Source organism: Lysobacter sp., from assembly GCA_013141175.1.
GTDB lineage: Bacteria > Pseudomonadota > Gammaproteobacteria > Xanthomonadales > Xanthomonadaceae > Lysobacter_I.
The window spans coordinates 3,049,710-3,068,820 of the sequence record JABFRN010000001.1 but is presented as its reverse complement, the minus strand read 5'-3'; the positions used below and the strand labels follow the sequence as shown (position 1 = coordinate 3,068,820).

11 protein-coding genes and 6 tRNA genes are annotated in these 19,111 nt (G+C 63.7%); 4 read left to right on the top strand and 13 right to left on the bottom strand.

The window, feature by feature from the left end; all coding sequences use genetic code 11:
* Nucleotides 1-84 precede the first annotated feature (84 nt).
* The 11 genes from HOP03_13485 to HOP03_13435 all read right to left on the bottom strand — a co-directional run bounded on the left by HOP03_13485 (nt 85) and on the right by HOP03_13435 (nt 7,623).
* Nucleotides 85-159, bottom strand: a tRNA-Val gene (locus HOP03_13485).
* A 16-nt stretch (nt 160-175) separates the two neighbouring features.
* Nucleotides 176-448 (bottom strand): HU family DNA-binding protein, encoded by a 273-nt coding sequence (locus HOP03_13480; GenBank protein ID NOT89176.1) that lies wholly within the window; start codon nt 446-448, stop codon nt 176-178.
* A gap of 186 nt (nt 449-634) precedes the next feature.
* Nucleotides 635-3,091: an endopeptidase La gene (lon, locus tag HOP03_13475; GenBank protein NOT89175.1), complete on the bottom strand. Its 2,457-nt coding sequence runs from the start codon at nt 3,089-3,091 to the stop codon at nt 635-637.
* Between the two features lie 164 nt (nt 3,092-3,255).
* Complete coding sequence (gene clpX / locus HOP03_13470; GenBank protein NOT89174.1) at nt 3,256-4,536, bottom strand: ATP-dependent Clp protease ATP-binding subunit ClpX; 1,281 nt, start codon at nt 4,534-4,536, stop codon at nt 3,256-3,258.
* 101 nt (nt 4,537-4,637) lie between these two features.
* Nucleotides 4,638-5,267: an ATP-dependent Clp endopeptidase proteolytic subunit ClpP gene (clpP, locus tag HOP03_13465; protein ID NOT89173.1), complete on the bottom strand. Its 630-nt coding sequence runs from the start codon at nt 5,265-5,267 to the stop codon at nt 4,638-4,640.
* A 70-nt stretch (nt 5,268-5,337) separates the two neighbouring features.
* Complete coding sequence (locus tag HOP03_13460) at nt 5,338-6,642, bottom strand: trigger factor (GenBank protein NOT89172.1); 1,305 nt, start codon at nt 6,640-6,642, stop codon at nt 5,338-5,340.
* A 215-nt stretch (nt 6,643-6,857) separates the two neighbouring features.
* Nucleotides 6,858-6,943: transfer RNA gene (locus HOP03_13455), tRNA-Leu, on the bottom strand.
* A 197-nt stretch (nt 6,944-7,140) separates the two neighbouring features.
* Nucleotides 7,141-7,216, bottom strand: a tRNA-Lys gene (locus tag HOP03_13450).
* Nucleotides 7,217-7,241: 25 nt separating this feature from the next.
* Nucleotides 7,242-7,318, bottom strand: a tRNA-His gene (locus HOP03_13445).
* Nucleotides 7,319-7,411: 93 nt separating this feature from the next.
* Nucleotides 7,412-7,488: transfer RNA gene (locus HOP03_13440), tRNA-Arg, on the bottom strand.
* Nucleotides 7,489-7,546: 58 nt separating this feature from the next.
* Nucleotides 7,547-7,623: transfer RNA gene (locus tag HOP03_13435), tRNA-Pro, on the bottom strand.
* 164 nt (nt 7,624-7,787) lie between these two features.
* Between HOP03_13435 and HOP03_13430 the strand changes: the two genes are divergently transcribed.
* Entirely contained in the window at nt 7,788-8,546 is a 759-nt protein-coding gene (locus HOP03_13430) for a Bax inhibitor-1/YccA family protein (GenBank protein NOT89171.1), read from the top strand.
* A 171-nt stretch (nt 8,547-8,717) separates the two neighbouring features.
* On the opposite strand, the gene HOP03_13425 is transcribed toward HOP03_13430, so the two are convergent.
* Entirely contained in the window at nt 8,718-11,111 is a 2,394-nt protein-coding gene (locus HOP03_13425) for a TonB-dependent receptor (GenBank protein ID NOT89170.1), read from the bottom strand.
* 125 nt (nt 11,112-11,236) lie between these two features.
* Nucleotides 11,237-13,252, bottom strand: a complete 2,016-nt coding sequence (locus tag HOP03_13420) for a tetratricopeptide repeat protein (GenBank protein ID NOT89169.1) — start codon at nt 13,250-13,252, stop codon at nt 11,237-11,239.
* Nucleotides 13,253-13,403: 151 nt separating this feature from the next.
* On the opposite strand from HOP03_13420, the gene HOP03_13415 reads away from it, so the two are divergent.
* From HOP03_13415 to HOP03_13405, 3 genes are all read left to right on the top strand, one after another.
* Nucleotides 13,404-15,770 carry an FdhF/YdeP family oxidoreductase gene (locus HOP03_13415; GenBank protein ID NOT89168.1) on the top strand — a complete coding sequence of 789 codons (2,367 nt, stop codon included), beginning with the start codon at nt 13,404-13,406 and terminating at the stop codon, nt 15,768-15,770.
* On the top strand, nt 15,691-16,827 hold the full coding sequence (gene fdhD / locus HOP03_13410; protein ID NOT89167.1) for a formate dehydrogenase accessory sulfurtransferase FdhD: 1,137 nt from the start codon (nt 15,691-15,693) through the stop codon (nt 16,825-16,827). The genes HOP03_13415 and fdhD overlap by 80 nt, the downstream gene beginning before the upstream one ends.
* Nucleotides 16,828-16,998: 171 nt before the next feature.
* Nucleotides 16,999-18,816: a DUF885 domain-containing protein gene (locus HOP03_13405; protein NOT89166.1), complete on the top strand. Its 1,818-nt coding sequence runs from the start codon at nt 16,999-17,001 to the stop codon at nt 18,814-18,816.
* The last annotated feature ends 295 nt before the right edge of the window (nt 18,817-19,111 follow it).

Sequence of the window (19,111 nt, the reverse complement as noted above, 5' to 3'; positions counted from 1 at the left end):
CCCTTGGTTTTTACTGCATGTTGCACTGCGGATTTTATCGCAGTTCGGCGACCGAACGGAATACTTTCCGGTCACTTCGCACCTTGGTGGGTGCTGAGGGTTTCGAACCCCCGACCCTCTCCGTGTAAAGGAGACGCTCTACCGCTGAGCTAAGCACCCCAACGAGAAGAGCCAATTAGTTTACGGCATCCTTCAGGGCTTTGCCAGCCTTGAACACCGGATTCTTGGACGCCGCGATCTTGATTTCTTCGCCGGTCTTCGGGTTGCGGCCCGTACGCGCGGCGCGCTCGCGGACCACGAAGGAGCCGAAGCCGATCACGGTCACGGTGTCGCCCTTCTGCAGTGCCTTGGAGATGGCGGCGACCGTGGCATCGAGCGCGCGCCCCGCATCGGCCTTGGACAGTTCCGCGTTGGCGGCGATCGCGTCGATAAGCTCGGCTTTGTTCATGTTGGAACTCCCATTAAAGGATTGAGAAGAAAAGAGGTGTGTCGACGAATCGCGACTTCGCGCGCCCGACCTCGGAAAAGATGCGGGAAATCCCGCACCAACAGGCGCCCGTTATACCAGCGAGGTGAGGTCGGCGCAACCGAAAGCGTCGTAAAAATACTTGAAAACAGCATGTAAACGCGCTGTTCAGTGTTTGCGTTCTTCGCGACGATTCGCCGTGCCCGGCTTGCCCGCCTTGTGGGCGACTGGACGCGCTGCTTTCTTCGCATCCTTCTTTGCGGAAGACGGCGCGATCGGATGCTCCAACGCGAGATCCAGCACTTCGTCGATCCAGCGAACCGGAATGATATCGATCTGATCGGTCACCGTCTTCGGAATATCGGCGAGATCCTTGCGGTTCTCTTCCGGTATCAGCACGGTTCGGATGCCGCCGCGCAGCGCGGCAAGCAGCTTCTCCTTCAAACCGCCGATCGCGGTGACCTTGCCGCGCAGGGTGATTTCACCGGTCATGGCGATGTCCGAACGCACCGGCACCTTGGTCAGCGCCGACACCAGTGCGGTGGTCATCGCGGCACCCGCGCTGGGACCGTCCTTCGGCGTCGCGCCATCGGGCACGTGCAGATGGACGTCGAGCTTCTGCAGGAAGTCCACATCGATGCCGAGCCGCTCCGCGCGCGAACGGACGACGGACAGCGCCGCCGATGCCGACTCTTTCATCACATCGCCGAGCTGGCCGGTCAGGATCAACTGGCCCTTGCCCGGCATCAACGTCGATTCGATCTGCAGCAGATCGCCGCCGACCTCGGTCCAGGCCAGACCGGTGACCATGCCGATCTCGTTGTCGTTCTCGGCGCGACCGAAATCGAAACGACGCACGCCGAGATATTTGTCGAGATTCTTCGACGCGACAGCGACCGCCTTGGCGCCCTTGCCCGATTTCTGCGGACCGGCCAGCGCGATCTCCTTCACCACCTTCCGGCAGATCTTGGAAATCTCGCGTTCGAGGTTGCGCACGCCGGATTCGCGCGTGTAATACCGCACGATGTCGCGGATGGCATCTTCGGCGATCTTCAACTCGGTGATTTTCAGGCCATTCGCTTTGAGCTGTTTGGGGAACAGGTAGCGCTCGGCGATGTTGAGCTTCTCTTCCTCGGTGTAACCGGGGATACGGATCACTTCCATACGGTCGAGCAGCGGGCCGGGAATGTTCAGCGAGTTGGACGTGGCCACGAACATCACTTCGGACAGATCGAGATCCACTTCAAGATAGTGATCGTTGAACGCGTTGTTCTGTTCGGGATCGAGCACTTCCAGCAGCGCCGCCGACGGATCGCCGCGGAAATCCATCGACATCTTGTCGATTTCGTCGAGGACGAACAGCGGGTTCTTGCTGCCGATCTTGTTGAGATTCTGCACGATGCGTCCCGGCATAGAGCCGACATAGGTCCGTCGATGACCGCGGATTTCGGCTTCGTCGCGCACGCCGCCGAGCGACATGCGCACGAACTTGCGGTTGGTCGCTTTGGCGATGCTCTGGCCGAGCGATGTCTTGCCCACGCCGGGCGGGCCGACGAGGCACAGGATCGCGCCCTTCATCTGCTTGACCCGCGTCTGCACCGCCAGATATTCGAGGATGCGCTCTTTCACCTTGTCCAGGCCGTAGTGATCGGCATCCAGGGTTTCCTGCGCGGCTTTCAGATCCTTGCGGATCTTGGTGCGCTTCTTCCACGGCACACCCAGTATCCAGTCGAGATAGTTGCGCACGACCGCAGCCTCGGCCGACATCGGCGACATCTGCTTGAGCTTGTTGAGTTCGGATTTCGCCTTGGTTTCGACCGGCTTGGGCATGCCGGCCGCCGCGATCCTGCGGGTCAGTTCTTCGATGTCGTTCGGCGCATCGTCGAGTTCGCCCAGTTCCTTCTGGATCGCCTTCATCTGCTCGTTGAGGTAGTACTCGCGCTGGCTTTTCTCCATCTGCGACTTCACGCGTCCGCGGATGCGTTTCTCCAGTTGCTGCACGTCGATCTCACCGTCGACAAGACCGACCAGCAATTCGAGCCGCTGCCCGACATCGACCGCTTCGAGCAACCGCTGCTTTTCGGCAAGGCGCACGCTGAGGTGCGCGGAAATGGTGTCGGCGAGCCGATTCGGTTCGTCGATGCCGGACAACGTCTGCATCAACTCCGGCGGCAGCTTGCGATTGGTCTTGATGTACTGCTCGAACAAACCCATCAGCGAGCGCACGATGGCCTCGACCTCGCGCGGTTCGCGCGGCTCATCGGTTTCGAGAAGATCCGCATGGCCGGCTAGCGCGCCATCGACTTCGCGCACATGCTTGAGACGCACGCGCGAAACGCCTTCCACCAGCACTTTGATGGTGCCATCGGGCAGCTTCAGCAACTGCAGCACCTGGGCGAGTGTGCCGATGTCGTACAGATCGCCGGCAGCGGGATCGTCGGTCTCCGGCGATTTCTGCGCGACGAGCAGGATGCGCTTGTCCTGGTCCATCGCAAGATCGAGCGCCTTGATCGATTTCTCGCGACCGACGAACAGCGGGATGACCATGCTCGGAAACACCACGACATCGCGCAGCGGCAGCACGGGCAATTCGGGAAGGGCGCTGGCGGGCAATTCGGTGGTCATGTGGGCTCCGGTCGACGATTCGCGGCCATCGCCACGGCGGACGGATGACCTTCGGCACCGTTATGGGGTCATGCGCGACCGGATGCAAGCACGGCCCGCCGAGTGGCGGGCCGTGCGATGGGAATCAATCGTTTGCGCCGCGCGCAACCCCGAAAAGCACCGGTTTATTCGGCGGATGCGACTTTGCTCGGCGGCGTCTGGTAGATCAGGTACGGCTCGGACTTGTGCTCGATCACGGACTCGTCGACCACCACCTTGCTGACGTTCTCCAGCGACGGCAGGTCGTACATCGTATCGAGCAGCACCGATTCGACGATGGTGCGCAGGCCACGCGCGCCGGTCTTGCGCTTGAGCGCCTTGCGCGCGATCGCCGTCAACGCATCGGCGCGGAATTCCAGCTCGACGCCTTCCATCTCGAACAGCTTGCGGAACTGCTTGCTGATCGCGTTCTTGGGCTCGGTGAGGATCTTCACCAGCGCGGTCTCGTCCAACTCTTCCAGAGTCGCGACCACCGGGAGGCGGCCCACGAATTCGGGAATCAGGCCGAACTTGATCAGATCCTCCGGCTCGACATCGAACAGCACCTTGCTGACATCGGCCTTGCGCTCGGAGCTCTTGAGCTTGGCGCCAAAACCAATCCCGCCCGCTTCGGTACTGCGCTGCTGGATGATCTTGTCGAGGCCGGCGAACGCACCGCCGACGATGAACAGGATGTTGCGGGTGTCGACCTGCAGGAATTCCTGCTGCGGATGCTTGCGACCGCCCTGCGGCGGAACGCTGGCGACCGTGCCTTCGATCAGCTTGAGCAGTGCCTGCTGCACGCCTTCGCCGGACACATCGCGGGTGATCGACGGGTTTTCGCTCTTGCGCGAAATCTTGTCGATTTCGTCGATGTAGACGATGCCCTGCTGCGCCTTCTCGACATCGTAGTCGCACTTCTGCAGCAGCTTCTGGATGATGTTCTCGACGTCCTCGCCGACATAACCCGCCTCGGTGAGCGTGGTGGCGTCGGCGATGGTGAACGGCACGTTGAGCAGCCGGGCCAGGGTTTCGGCCAACAGCGTCTTGCCCGAGCCGGTCGGACCGATCAGCAGGATGTTCGATTTGGCCAGCTCGATGTCGTCGTTCTTCTGACGGCTCTCGATCCGCTTGTAGTGGTTGTAGACCGCCACCGCCAGGGTTTTCTTGGCGCGCGGCTGCCCGATCACGTACTGGTCGAGGACTTCGAGGATTTCCTTCGGCTTCGGCAGGTGGCTGCGCGTCGCCTGGGCTTTCTCTTCGAGCTCTTCACGAATGATGTCGTTGCACAACTCGACGCATTCGTCGCAGATGAACACGCTCGGGCCCGCAATCAGCTTGCGCACCTCGTGTTGGCTTTTCCCGCAGAACGAGCAATAGAGGATCTTGTTGCTGTCGCCGCTGCGGCCTTGCCGGTCTTCGCTCATGCTGCTGTCGTTATCTACGCTGGTGTCGGGAGGATAGCATCCGGGGTCCCGACCGCAAGCAAGTTGCGGCGGAAACCAGGATAGCCATGAGAATCAGTAACTTAAGCCGGCTGAATCGAGTCTTCAGGGCGACGTTCGAGGACGTGGTCGACCAGACCGTAGTCGCGGGAAGCCTCGGCGCTCTTGAAATTGTCGCGCTCGGTATCCCGGGCGATGGTATCCAGCGACTGACCGGTATGGTGCGAGAGGATCTCGTTCAGGCGTTGGCGCATGGACAGGATCTCGCGGGCATGGATGTCGATGTCCGTCGCCTGGCCCTGGAAACCACCCAGCGGCTGATGGATCATCACCCGCGAATTCGGCAAGGCGTACCGCTTGTTCTTGGCGCCGGCGGTGAGCAGAAGCGCACCCATGCTGGCCGCCTGGCCGACGCAGATCGTGCTCACGTCGGGCTTGATGAACTGCATGGTGTCGTAGATCGCCATGCCGGCGGTGACGATGCCACCGGGCGAGTTGATGTACAGACTGATGTCCTTCTCCGGGTTTTCGGCTTCGAGAAACAGGAGCTGGGCGACGATGACATTGGCCATGTAATCGTCGATACCGCCGACCAGGAAGATCACGCGCTCCTTCAGCAGACGGGAATAGATGTCGTAAGCGCGCTCGCCGCGACTGGTCTGTTCGACCACCATCGGAACGAGATTCAGAGCTCTGGTCTCAAGACTGTTCATGCGTTGCGCCACCTGTGCGTTGCGAAAATCCGCGCAGGGATGCGCGGGGTAGTGCCAAAAACATTGCGGATCACTGCGGAGCGATCGCTTCCTGGAAGCTGAGCGGCATGTCGGTGTGCGTCGCGCGCTCGGCGATCCAGTCGATGACCTGCTCTTCCATCACGCGGTTCTGCAGACTGGACATGAGCTGGCGGTCGTTGCGGTACAAATCAATGACCTGCTGCGGCTCTTCGTAGGTGGACGCGATGAGACGCAGCGTTTCGTTCAGGCGCTTCGGGTCGAGCGTCAGCTGGTTGCGGCGGGCGATCTCCCCGACCAGGAGCGCCACGGTGATGCGCTTGCGCGCCGGCTCGATGAAATCGCGGTAAGCCTCGGCGGGCGCTTCGATCTCGCGGCCTTGACGACGCGCCTGATCGACGGTCTGGGCGACCATGGCACGCGCCTCGTTCTCGACCACGCCCGCCGGCATTTCGACGTGCGCGTACGCGACGATCAGCTGTTCGCCGACTTCGCGGCGCAGGCGGTTCATCAGCGCGCCCTTGAGCTCGCGTTCGAGGTTGTTGCGGATTTCGGTGCGGAACTGGGCGATATCGGCCGACTTCACGCCGAAGCTCTTGATGAATTCCGCATCCACCTCGGGCAGGAAGGGCTCGGAGATCTGCTCGATCTTGACGTGAACGGCGGCATGTTTGCCCGCGAGCTGCGGAACGCGCCAGTTTTCCGGGAAATCGACGGCGAGGGACTTCTCTTCGCCGGCATTCATGCCGATCAGCGCGTTCTCGATGTCGACGAACATGGCGCCGGATCCGATCACGGTGACGCCGCGCTCGGCGCCTTCGGCCGGCAGGCGTTCGCCATCGATCACCGACCAGGTTTCCACATCGGCGGCATCGCCGGACTGGGCGGCACGGTTCACCAGGGTCCAGCTGCGCCGCTGCAAACGGAGGTTTTCGATCATCCGGTCGATGTCGTCCTCGGTCACCTCGGCGGTATTGCGCACCACCTGGAGGCCGGCGACATCGATCTCGCCGAATTCCGGCACCACCTCGAACACTGCGACGAAAGCCAGCTCGTCCGCGCCCGCTTCGGGGGACGGCTCGATCCGGGGAGCGCCGGCAAGGCGCAGTTCGTTTTCGCGGATGCCCTGATCGAAGCCTTTCTGCAACAGCTCGTCGACGACCTCGCTGCGCACCTGCGCACCATAACGCTGCTCGATCACCTTGGCCGGCACCTTGCCGGGGCGGAAGCCCTTGATTTTGGCGGTGCGGGCGATTTCGCGCAGGCGGCCTCCGATCTGGCCCTCGACGTGCTGGGTCGGCACGCGCAAGGTCATGCGGCGTTCGAGGTTACCCACGGATTCGACTGAAACTTGCATTGGTGACGACTCCTGCTGCCGCGCTCTCACCCGCGGCCCGTGATGGTGGTTGATTTCGTTTGGTCGGGCGGGTGGAGAGACCCGCCGTGGGCGCCCGAGGCGGCCCGTCCCAGCGCAACGCGATAGTTTCGCCGATTACGGGGTTTCCCGCCAGTTTCGCGGCGGGCCCCTGCGACGGAGGGAGACTCCGGTCACGTGAAGCATGCATTTCTGTCTGGTGCGAAAGGCGGGACTCGAACCCGCACGGGGGTTACCCGCTGGAACCTAAATCCAGTGCGTCTACCAATTCCGCCACTCTCGCGCTGTTTCCATTGTAATGCTGTGCCAGGCGCATGAACAAAAAACGCCCGGCATGAGCCGGGCGTTCGCTGGAACCGGTGGGCCGTCAAGGATTGGAACCGGTCTACGACACGCTCTTGGCAGACACCAATGCCAACACCGCGCCTGCGGCTGATGAATCGTAAAGCGATCGCGGTCCTTGGCTTGCTTCAAATAACGTGGTGGGCCGTGAAGGATTCGAACCTTCGACCTATTGATTAAGAGTCAACTGCTCTACCAACTGAGCTAACGGCCCGATGAAACGAGTGTAACAAAAACAATGGGGTGGAAGACGGGATTTGAACCCGCGACCCCCGGAATCACAATCCGGTGCTCTAACCAACTGAGCTACATCCACCACTGAAACGAAAAAAACGCTGAATTCGCGCGGGATCGCCTCCTGGTCTCCCGCCGCCCGACCATCCTGTCGAGCCTGTACCGCATACCGCATTGGCGCGCCCGGCAGGAATCGAACCTGCAACCGCCGGCTTAGAAGGCCGGTGCTCTATCCGGTTGAGCTACGGGCGCATGCGCGCATGATAGCCGTGCGGATGGATTGGAACACACCAGTCGAAAAGCCTTGGATTGGTCGGGGTAGAGGGATTCGAACCCCCGACATCCTGCTCCCAAAGCAGGCGCGCTACCAGACTGCGCTATACCCCGCCGATGAGCGGCGGCCAGAGACGATGAACCATCCGCACCCGACCGGCCGAGCATTGTCCGAAGCCCGGGGCGCGCTGTCAACGCGGACAACATGGCGCCACTGGCGGTATCCTTGCGTTTCAACCTCGAATCCGCAGACGCCCGACGTCTTTCAAGGAGACACCATGCTGCGCAGTAGCAACCCGGCCCTCAAAGATTCCACCTTCCTCGACCTCAGCAGCGGCAGCGTCGTCGCCGGCGATCAGGGCACCATGAGCCTGAACGGCACGGTCAACAAGACCGGCATGCTGTTGTTGATGACAGTCCTCACCGCCGCCTTCGCATGGTCGCAGACCATGACCCCGACCGGCGAAGTCGCCCCCGGATCGATGGGCTACCTGCTCGGTGGCGGCATCGGTGGCTTCATCCTGGCCATGGTCACGGTCTTCAAGAAGGAATGGTCGCCGGTCACTGCGCCGCTCTACGCGCTGGTCGAAGGCTTGTTCCTCGGCGCGATCTCCGCCATCTACAACGCCCAGTTCCAGGGCATCGTGCTGCAGGCGGTGATGCTGACCTTCGGCATCATGTTCGCCCTGCTCTTCGCCTACCGCTCCGGGCTGATCAAGGCGACCGAGAACTTCAAGCTCGGCGTGGCGGCGGCGACCGGCGGCATCGCGCTGATCTATATCGCCACGATCGTGCTCGGCCTGTTCGGCATCAAGATCCCCTTCATCCACGACTCGGGCCTGATCGGCATCGGCTTCAGCCTGTTCGTCGTGGTGGTCGCGTCGCTGAATCTGGTCATGGACTTCGACTTCATCGAAAGCGGCGTCGAAGCCGGCGCTCCGAAGTACATGGAGTGGTATGGCGCCTTCGGCCTGATGGTCACGCTGGTGTGGCTGTACCTCGAACTGCTGCGCCTGCTGTCGAAGCTGCGCCGCTGAAGCAGCCGCAACACTGTCGCTGAAACGAAACGGGGCGCCCAAAGCGCCCCGTTTTTTATGCCGCCGCAACCGCCCCGGCGGCAGGCTCGCCCAGGCAACGAGGCAATCGCCTCAAACAGACAGGCCGCCCGAAGGCGGCCTGTCGATCGCGATTGACACCGATGGGCCGGGTCAGAAGTTCTGGCTGAACTTGATGCCGAAGGTACGCGGCTGCCCCGCTACGCTGTAGACCTGAGCGGCGCACACGGTTTCCGGGCACTGCACATTGCGTCCGTACTGCGCATTCTCATCGAGCAGATTCTTGATGTAGAAATCCACCGACCAGTCGTTCTTGCGCACGCCGATGGCGAAATCGACGAGGCTGTAGGACGGCAGGTCGCCGAGGATGCCGCGTTCGAGAATGCGCAGATCCGAAGTCCGGCGCCCCTCGTGCACGACCGAACTCTGCCAATAGGCTTCGTAATCGGCGATATCGAAGGTGTAGCGCGCGGTCAGGTTGCCCTTGTAATCCGCCGTGACCGGCAAACGCGTGCCTTTCGGCGCCTGCGGGTCGGTGCAATCGGTGATCGGGTTGCCATCGGCATCGACTTCGCCGCAGTAGTTCTCGGTGAGCTCCGCATCGTAGATGCCGAGGCCCGCCGTGAGCCGCAGGTTGTAGGTCGCGGCCCAGTTCACGTCCAGTTCGAGCCCCTGGATGCGCGCCTGGTTGGCGTTGCGGATCTCGGTCAGACCGTTCTGGCCCAGTACCGAGAACTGGAAGTCGTCCCAGATCTGACGGAACGCCGCACCGTTGAAGGTCAAGCGATTGTCGAGCCAGGAGGTCTTCCAGCCGACTTCGTAATTGGTCAGGAATTCGGTGATGTACGGCGGAAGCGTACCGCGGCGGTTGATGCCGCCCGGTCGGTAACCTTCGGACCAGGTGAAGTACATCATCCGGTTCGGTGCGAATTTGTACGACAGATTCGCTTTGCCGAGCGTGCTCTTCTCCTGCACGTCCTTGTCGAACACTTCGCAGGGCGCGCCGTTGAAGGACGGCCAGTTCGCCGGATCGGCGCCGTACTGCACGATGCACGCGGCCTCGCCGTAGCGGTTCTGCGGTGGCTGGCTACCCTGAGAGGAATACCCGTTGGCGAAACCGAAGAAGCCCTTCAGCGCATTGTCGGCGCGGAAATGGCGGAGCCCGACGGTACCGGTGAGCTTGTCGGTGAAATCGAACGCGAGCTCGCCGAAGATCGCCTCGTCGTGATCCTTGCGCTCCTGCTGCGTCAACCAGATGGTGTCTTCCCAGCCGCGCACGGACAGCGAGGAGGCCAGGTTGTCGATGCGGTAACGCTGTTCGATATCGTGCGACTGGTCCATCCAGAACAGACCGGCGACGAAGCGCAGGCGCTGATCCTGCGGCGAAGCGATACGCAGTTCGTGACTGGTCTTCTTGTAGCCGTCGACACCCTGGATGTACTGCGCCGGATTCACCAGATCGCCGTTGTCGTCGTAGAAATACGCGCCGTAACCGAACAGCGTGTCGTACCAGAAACCATAGTCGCTGTAGTCGGTTTCGGTATCGACATCGCGCTTGAGGTGGGCGAAGGCGTAGGTCAGGTCGAAATTGCCGATCTTGCCCTGCACGGTCAGCGCGGCCTGCGCCCAGCGGTCGTCGCCGGACTCGGCGTAGGCGTGGCTGATTTCGCGCTTGCCGACGGTGTCGTCGTAGGCGAAGTTGCCGTTGACCTTCTGGCGCTGGCCCATGATGGTGGGGGTGATCGTCCAGTTGTCGTTGAGATCGATCTTCAACGCGAGACGCGCACCGACCGTATCGACATCGTTGTAATTGTCTTCGACCCGGTCGGCATTGTTCTGGGTGATGCCCGATGTGGGATACGTGCGTTCGCCGAACACATTGTCGATCCAACCGGCGTCCTTCTTCTGCCAGCCGACGAGACGGATCGCGGTGTTCGCCGAGACCGGCACGTTGACGAAGCCTTCGGCGACATGGCCGAAGCCGCCGCCATCGATGGCGTTGACCTCGAGGCCGTAGCCGGCGGAGAAACCCGCAGTGTCGGGTTTGCGCGTGATCATGCGCAGGGTGCCGGATTCGGAGCTGGCGCCGTACAGCGTGCCCTGCGGGCCGGACAGCGCTTCGACGCGTTCGATGTCGTAGACGTGCAGGTCCAGCGCGCCCTGGATGGTGGTGATCGGCTGCTCGTCGAGATAGATGCCGACGCTGGGCAACGGGCCGGAGTGGTTGCCGTCGCCGCCGCTGGCCACGCCGCGCATATAGACCTGGCCGAAGCCCGGGCCGTTGGGCGAAATGGAGACGCTGGGCAGCAGTTTCGCGTAATCCTCGAAATCGTTGACCTGCATTTCATCGAGCTGCTGCGCGCCGATCACATTCATGCTGATCGGCACGTCCTGGAGGTTCTCCGTGCGCTTCTGTGCGGTGACGGTGATCGTCTCCAGCGACGGCGCGCTGTCTCCGCTCTGCGGATCCTGGGCGATCGCCGCACCGGCGAACGCCATGCTGCCGAACGCGACATAGATCGCGGCGGTCAGCGGCATCCTCGCCAGCGTGGCTGGTCGGCGATTGGCGGAACTTCGGTGATTCGACTGGTCTTTTTGACGCATTTCACTCTCCCCGGGTTGTGGAACAGCAGTAACGATCGATGGACGCGCGGCGGAGCGCAACACGGGACTCATGCTTCGCCCAAGAATTCTGGAACGTCCGGATAGGCATCGAGCACCGGCCCCAAGGCCGTCCTGAGCGGATCGAGCCAAGTAGAATAATGCCGCCACTGGTCGATGCCATCGCGGTTGATCGGGCGACGCACCTGCTCGGAACTGGCGGTGCGGACCGGCCGGTCGTTCTCGAAGAACCGCAGGCAGCGCTCCTCGAACGGCAGGCCGCAGTAATCCAGCAGCCGGCGCACCTCGGCTTCGGTGTCCTCGACCATGCGCTCGTAGATCACCCGATGCACGCGGCCCGGCAGCACCGCATCGAAATGCGCCATCAGGTCCACGTAATCGCGGTAATAACGGCCGAGATCGTCGAGGCTGTAGCTGAAACTCTGGCCGCGCGCGAAATGCTGCTTGAATCCGGAAAAACAGCAGGCCAACGGGTGGCGCCGCGCGTCGATGATCTTCGCGTTCGGCAGCATCAGCTGGATCAGCCCCAGATGCAGGAAATTGTTCGGCATCTTGTCGATGAACAGCGGCGCGCCGGTCTTGCGCTGCACGCGGGTGCGGTCGATGAACTGGCGGCCGAGTTCCGCGAACTGCTCCACGGGCAACCCGGCCAGGACATCGTGGTAGCTGGCTGCGCCCTCGCTGCCGCGGCGCAGCGCGCGGGTCATCGCGATGATCTCCGGCAGCTCCATCGTGCCTTCGACTGCGGAATGACTCGACAGGATCTGTTCGATCAGGGTCGAACCCGAGCGCGGCAGGCCGACGATGAAGATCGGATCCGGCGCGGGATCGCCGCAGCCTTCGCGTTCGGCGAAGAATTCGCGGGTGTAGACGCGCTTCGCATGCACGACGCGGGCGGTGGTGTCGCCGGCGCGATAGGGCACGATCTCCAGGCGCAGACGGTTGCCCTCGGCGTAATGCGCGAAGGATTCCGCGTAGTCGGCGCGATCTTCCAGCGCTTTGCCGAGGCTGAACTCGAAATGCAGGCGATGTTCGGTCTCCAGATCGTCGCGCTGCAGTTGCGCGCGCATCGTCGCGATATCCGCATCGTCGAAACGGATGGTCTTGAGGTTGGCCAGACTCCACCAGGCCTCGCCGAACTCGGGCTCTTCCTCCACGCAGTGCCGATAGGCGGCGATGGCATCGGCCTGCCGGCCTTCGGTCTTGAGCGCGTGGCCGTAACTCAGCCAGACCCGCGCGTTGTGCGGGTATTCGCGCAGCAGACCCTCGTACAGCTCGATGCCGCGGGCATATTCGCCCAACCGGCACAGCACCGCCGCTTTCAGGGTACGCGCGCCGGCATTGGCTGGATCCTCGCGCAGCAACAGTTCCAGTTGCTCCAGCGCCTTCGACGACTGCTGTTCCCGATGCAGCACCACCGCGAAATGCTGGCGCGCTTCGCGGAACCCGGGCGCCAATTGCAGACAGCGCTCGAACAGGCGCAGCGCCTCGGGGTTGCGGCCGACGCGCACCGCCAGTTCGCCCAGCATGCGGATCGCGACCACGTCGGTGGGATGTTGCTTGAGCCAGGCCCGCAGCATGCCCTCAGCTTCAGGCAGGCGATTGGCGTTCAAGGCCTCGGCGGCCTGCAGCAGGTTGGGGTCGCGCACGGAGTAGCGGATATAGCCGGCATAGGCCTCATCGGCGTCTTTCTGCCTGCCGACCGCACGCTGCAGATCGGCCAAGGACAGCCAGACCTGCGGCAGGGCCGGATTGAGCGACAGCGCACGCTGCAACGTCGCGATCGCCTCCTCGACACGACCGGTCCGCGCCAGAGCCATCGCGTATTCGTAATGCACCCGTGGCATCCCCGCCTGAGTGCGGGACAGCGGGGCGAGCAGTTCGATCGCCCGCTCCTGGCGACCGCAGAGCCGGTGCGAGATGCCGAGGATCATCAGTGCGACCGGATGGTCAGCGACCACGCGCAGGATCTCGGTGGCTTGTTGACCCGCGAGTTCGGGATCGCTGCCGAGCAGCTGCGAGGCGTGATTCAGGGCGGTATCGAGACTGGCGGTGGCTTCGGACAAAAGGAGTCTGCTTCTGGCATTCAGGGACGGAGGGAGCGGAAACGTCGGCCCGTCCGTTCACGACGCGGCTCGACCGACAATCTACGCTGGCAGCGTTCGCGACGTCCAGCGGCCCGCCGCGCATCGATATCCACTGCGTTAGGATGCCGGAATGACCGAAAACCGCGACGACGACGCCCCGATCCGGCGCTACGACAAGCCCGCCGGGGGCTGGGATGCCTTGAAATCCTCGTGGCAGGCGCTGCGCCAGCAGGATGCGGTGCTGCGCGGCCCCGGCGCGCTGTTGCGCACCAACCAGCCCACCGGCTTCGACTGCCCGGGCTGCGCCTGGCCCGACCGCAACCCGCATTCCACCTTCGAATTCTGCGAAAACGGGGTGAAGGCAGTCGCCAACGAATCCACCTCGAAGCGGGTCACTGCCGCGTTCTTCGCCGAGCACAGCGTCGCCTCGTTGGCGGAACAGAGCGACGAATTCCTCGAAGCCCAGGGCCGGCTGACCGAGCCCATGGCCTATGACGCTGCCAGCGACCGCTACGTGCCGATCGGCTGGGACGCGGCGTTCGCGCGGATCGCCGAAGCCCTGAACGCGCTCGCCTCGCCCGACCAAGCGATCTTCTACACCTCGGGCCGCACCTCGAACGAAGCGGCGTTCCTGTACCAGTTGTTCGTCCGCGCCTACGGCACCAACAACCTGCCGGACTGCTCGAACATGTGCCACGAGCCTTCGGGCGTGGCGATGAACGAGCAGATCGGCAGCGGCAAGGGCTCGGTGACGCTCGACGATTTCGAGCTGGCCGACGCGATCTTCGTCTTCGGCCAGAACCCCGGCACCAACCACCCGCGCATGCTCGGCGAACTGCGCCGCGCGGCGAAGCGCGGCTGCAGGATCGTCGTGTTCAACCCGCTGCGCGAACGCGGTCTGGAACGCTTCACCGACCCGCAATCGCCCGCGGAAATGCTCTCCGGCGGCTCGACCGCGATCGCCTCGCATTATTTCCAGCCGAAGATCGGCGGTGACCTTGCCGTCGCGACCGGGATCGCGAAAATCCTCGTCGAACGCGCCGACAGCGACCCGCACGCGATCGACGTGGCGTTCATCGCCGCCAACACGCATGGCTACGATGCGGTCGCCGATAGCGTGCGCGATGCGGATTGGGCCGGGATCGAACGCGAATCCGGGCTGATGCGCGCGCAGCTGGAACAGGCGGCGCAGGTCTATCTGGACAGCAACGCGACCATCCTGTGCTGGGGCATGGGCATCACCCAGCACCGGCGCAGCGTCGCCACCATCCAGATGCTGACGAATCTGCTGCTGATGCGCGGCAATATCGGCAAACCCGGCGCCGGGCCCTGCCCCGTGCGCGGACATTCCAACGTGCAGGGCGACCGCACGATGGGCATTTACGAAAAGCCTTCGCCCACGTTCCTCGAGCGCCTCGGCGCGGAGTTCGGTTTCGAGCCGCCGCAGGCGCACGGCTTCGACACCATCGCCGCGATCGAAGCGATGCGCGACGGCCATGGCGAAGTGTTCTTCGCGATGGGCGGCAACTTCGCCGCAGCCACGCCCGATACCGACGCCGTCCATGCCGCGCTGCGCAACTGCGCGCTGACCGTGCAGATCAGCACCAAACTCAACCGTTCGCATGTGGTGCATGGCCGCGAGGCGCTGATCCTCCCCTGCCTCGGCCGTACCGAGATCGACATGCAGGCCGGCGGGCCGCAGGCGGTGACGGTCGAAGATTCGATGAGCATGGTGCATCTGTCGTCGGGGATGAACGCGCCGGCATCCGACCATCTGCTGTCGGAACCGGCGATCGTCGCGCGGCTCGCGGCGGCGACGCTGCCGCGCAGCACGATCCCGTGGCTGTCGATGACCGAGGATTACGGCCGCATCCGCGAACGCATTGCGAACGTGATTCCGGGCTTCGAGGATTTCAATGCGCGGGTGCGTCATCCGGGCGGCTTCCATCTGCATCATCCGGCACGTGATCGCGTGTTTCCGACAACGTCGGGAAAAGCGCGGTTTTTTGCGCATCCGCTGGTGGATCTTGCTTCTGTGGGAGGGGCTTCAGCCCCGAACGAAGCATCGCAAAACCTACCGGATGGCGCAGCCGCATCCCGGTCGGGGCTGAAGCCCCTCCCACAGGAAAAGCTTCTGCAGTTGATGACCATTCGCTCGCACGACCAGTACAACACTACGGTCTACAGCAGCAACGACCGCTATCGCGGCGTGCACGGACTGCGCCGGGTGTGTTTCATCTCGCGCGGCGATCTCGATGCGCTTGGCTTCGAGGACGGCGAGACGGTCGATCTGGTGTCGGTCTGGGACGATGGCGAACGCCTCGCGCGCGATTTCCGGCTGGTCGAATACGACATTCCCGCAGGCTGCATCGCCAGCTATTTCCCCGAAACCAACGCACTGGTGCCGCTCGGCAATCATGCCGAACGCGCGCGGACGCCGGCCTCCAAATCGATTCCCGTCTATCTGCGCCGCGCGACGGACACTGCAGCGCCATGAGCGAGGACGCTGCGCTCGCACTGTTGCAATTGCTTGCGCAAAACGACGATGTGTCGCTGCCGCGCGCGGCGAAGCGTCTGTCGCTGAGCGCCAGCGAACTGCAGCGGCTGCTGGTCGCGCTGGGCGACGATCCGCGCTTCGACGGACTCGATCTGGTGCGCCAGGATCGCGAAGGCGAGCGCGTGCTGCTGCGCCTGACCGAACGCGGCCGTGCGCTGTGCGGACGCGCGGCGTGAGCACCGGTCTGCGCGCGCGCGAAGCCCTGCATGTCGCCGATGGCGCGGGCACGGTGCGCGAAGAATGGGTGATCGAGGAAATCCCGGTCGCCCTGCTCTACAACGGCCTGTCGTTCGCAGTGATGATGACCACGCCTGCGGATCTGGAGGATTTCGCGCTCGGTTTCGCGGTCTGCGAGGGCATCGTCGCGAGCGCGGACGAATTCTCGCTGGTCGATGTCGTGCACGGCGAACACGGGATCGCACTGCACGCGGCGATCCCGCAGTCGCGCTTCGATGCGATCGAACACCGCCAGCGCACGCTGGAAGGCCGCAGCGGCTGCGGCCTGTGCGGCACATCGAGCCTGCAATCCGCAGTCCAGCCCGTGCGCAGAGTCGGCGCAGGTCCGCGCCTGTCCGCGACACAGGTCCATGCGGGACTCGATCGCCTGTCGCAGCAGCAGCCTTTGAACGCGCGCAGCGGCGGCGTGCATGCGGCAGGCTTCATTCCAGAGGACGGCCCGCAAGGAAACCGCTTGCTCAACGCCGGCATGCTCGTCCGCGAGGATGTCGGCCGTCACAACGCGCTCGACAAACTGGTCGGTGCGATGCTGCATGCGACGATTCGCTCCGATCCGGGCGCCGGTTTTCTGGCCATCACCTCGCGCGCGTCGTACGAAATCGTGCACAAGGCCGCGAACGCGGGCATCGCCGTGATCGCCGCGATGTCGGCGCCGACCGATCTGGCCATCCGCCAGGCCGAGGCCGCCGGTATCACCTTGATCGCATTCGCCCGCGACGCGCGGATGAATGTGTACAGCGGATGCGAGCGGCTGCGGTGAGCGCTGAGCGGCGCTTGTGGGAGCGGCGGGAGCCGCGATGCGGGAGCGGATCGCGGCTTCCGCCGCTCCCACAAGAATCAGGCAACCGAAGCCCGATCGCCAACATTCGGCAGATGCACAGGACAGGGTTCCGGCCTATCCTTGTCGCCTTCGTTCAGCCGGACACCCGACATGCGCCTTACGCCACTCGCCATCGCATTGCTGACCGCGACCCTCGCCGCCTGCAGCGGCACGAACACCAATGCCCCCGCCGAACCCGCCGCGAAGGAAGCCGCCATGACGACCACCGACGCTGCGGTCGACGCCCGATTCGCCGATCTCAGCAAGCGCTGGCTCGACGGCTGGCTGAAGCTCAACCCGATCAACGCGACCCAGCAGGGCGACCATCGCTTCGACGCCGAGATCGATGATCTCAGCGCTGCTGGCCGCACGCAGTACGTCGACTTTTCCAAAAAAATGCTGGCCGAACTGGATGCGATCGACGCCGCCAAGCTGTCGCGCGAGAACCAGCTCGACGCCGCGATCCTGCGCAACCAGATCCAGGCCGATATCTGGGGCATGGACACGCTGCAGGCCTGGGCCTGGGATCCGCAGGTCTACGGCGGACTGGCCGGCGGCGCGATCTACAACCTGATGGCGCGCGAATTCGCGCCGCTGCCGGAACGCCTGAAATCCGCGACTGCGCGCATGGAGAAACTGCCGGCGCTGTTCGCGCAGATGCGCGAGAACATCGATCCGGCGCGGGTGCCGAAGATCCACGCCGAGACCGTCGCGAAGCAGAACGGCGGCGTGATTTCGCTGGTCGAACAGTTCATCGTGCCCAATGCCGGGCAACTGCAGGGCGAGGACCGCAAGCGCCTCGATGCGTCCGTCGAAGGTCTGCGCAAGGCGATCGCCGAACATCAGCTGTGGCTCGACAAGACCCTGGTCCCGAACGCGAAGGGCGATTTCCGCATCGGCCAAAGACTCTACGACGAAAAGCTCAAATTCGCGCTGATGTCGTCGCTGTCGCGCGACGAGATCAAGCAGCGTGCGGAGGCCGAACTGGCCCGCGTGCGCGCCGAGATGTACAGGATTTCGCAGCAGGTCCTCAAGGACACACCGAACGCGCCGGCACTGCCCGACAGCCCGGACGACGCGCAGCAGCAGAAGGCGATCGAGACCGCGCTGGAGCTGGCCTACGCCGACAAGCCCAAGCGCGATGCGGTGGTCGACACCGCGAAACAGACGCTGGCGCAGGCCACCGAGTTCACCCGCGCCAAGGATCTGGTGACGGTGCCGGACGATCCGGTCGAAGTCATCCTGATGCCGGAATTCCAGCGCGGCGTGGCGGTGGCCTATTGCGATTCGCCGGGCCCGCTCGACAAGGGGCTGAAGACCTACTACGCGATCTCGCCGATCCCCGATGAGTGGACCGACAAGCAGACCGATTCGTTCCTGCGCGAATACAACACGCGCATGCTGCATCTGCTGTCGATCCACGAAGCGATGCCCGGGCATTACCTGGAAGGCGCGCATTCGGCGCGGCATCCGTCGACGCTGCGCGGCGTGTTGCGCTCGGGCATGTTCGCCGAAGGCTGGGCGGTCTACACCGAAACGCTGATGATGGAGTCCGGCTATCTCGACAACGATCCGCTGTTCCATCTGATGCGCTACAAGTTCTATCTGCGCGCGGTGGCCAACGCGATCCTGGACCAGGGCGTGCATGTCGACGGCTGGAGCAAGGAACAGGCGATGGCGTTGATGGTCGGGCGCACCTTCCAGCAGGAGCGCGAGGCCGAAGGCAAATGGGTCCGTGCCCAGTTGGGCAGTGCGCAGTTGCCGACCTATTTCGTCGGCGTGCAGGAACACTTCGACCTGCGCAAGGCGATGGAGCAGAAGCTCGGCAAGGACTTCAAGCTCAAGGCCTACCACGACCAGGTCCTGTCCTATGGCGCGCCGCCGGTGCGGTTCGTACGGGCGATGATGCTGGACGAAAGCATCCGCTGAGCCCCGGTGCCGGTGCCCCGGCCGGGGATGTCCAGCTGCCCGATCCGGCAGCTTGGCCCTTCCTTGCCGGGCCGCTATGCTCTGCAGGTCCGCCCAAGGCTTGGATTGCCGCTGTTTGAGGGGATGCCCGACGGGGAGGCATCCGATCCGGGCTCCATCTGCCGGAATCTGTCCGAGGGAGTAAACCGTGTGAGTATTTTCGATTCGGTCAAGCGATGGCGGGACACGATCCGCGGTCGCGACACCTCCATTGCCCCTGCGCCGATGCCCGTCCCGGCGCCGCTGCCGCCGCAAC

Bases quoted from the DNA above. Each gene is read 5' to 3' on its own strand.
- clpP (NOT89173.1), bottom strand. From the start codon at position 5,267: ATGAACAGTCTTGAGACCAGAGCTCTGAATCTCGTTCCGATGGTGGTC.
- HOP03_13480 (NOT89176.1), bottom strand. From the start codon at position 448: ATGAACAAAGCCGAGCTTATCGACGCGATCGCCGCCAACGCGGAACTG.
- fdhD (NOT89167.1), top strand. From the start codon at position 15,691: ATGCCGAACGCGCGCGGACGCCGGCCTCCAAATCGATTCCCGTCTATC.
- lon (NOT89175.1), bottom strand. From the start codon at position 3,091: ATGACCACCGAATTGCCCGCCAGCGCCCTTCCCGAATTGCCCGTGCTG.
- clpX (NOT89174.1), bottom strand. From the start codon at position 4,536: ATGAGCGAAGACCGGCAAGGCCGCAGCGGCGACAGCAACAAGATCCTC.
- HOP03_13460 (NOT89172.1), bottom strand. From the start codon at position 6,642: ATGCAAGTTTCAGTCGAATCCGTGGGTAACCTCGAACGCCGCATGACC.
- HOP03_13430 (NOT89171.1), top strand. From the start codon at position 7,788: ATGCTGCGCAGTAGCAACCCGGCCCTCAAAGATTCCACCTTCCTCGAC.
- HOP03_13415 (NOT89168.1), top strand. From the start codon at position 13,404: ATGACCGAAAACCGCGACGACGACGCCCCGATCCGGCGCTACGACAAG.
- HOP03_13405 (NOT89166.1), top strand. From the start codon at position 16,999: ATGCGCCTTACGCCACTCGCCATCGCATTGCTGACCGCGACCCTCGCC.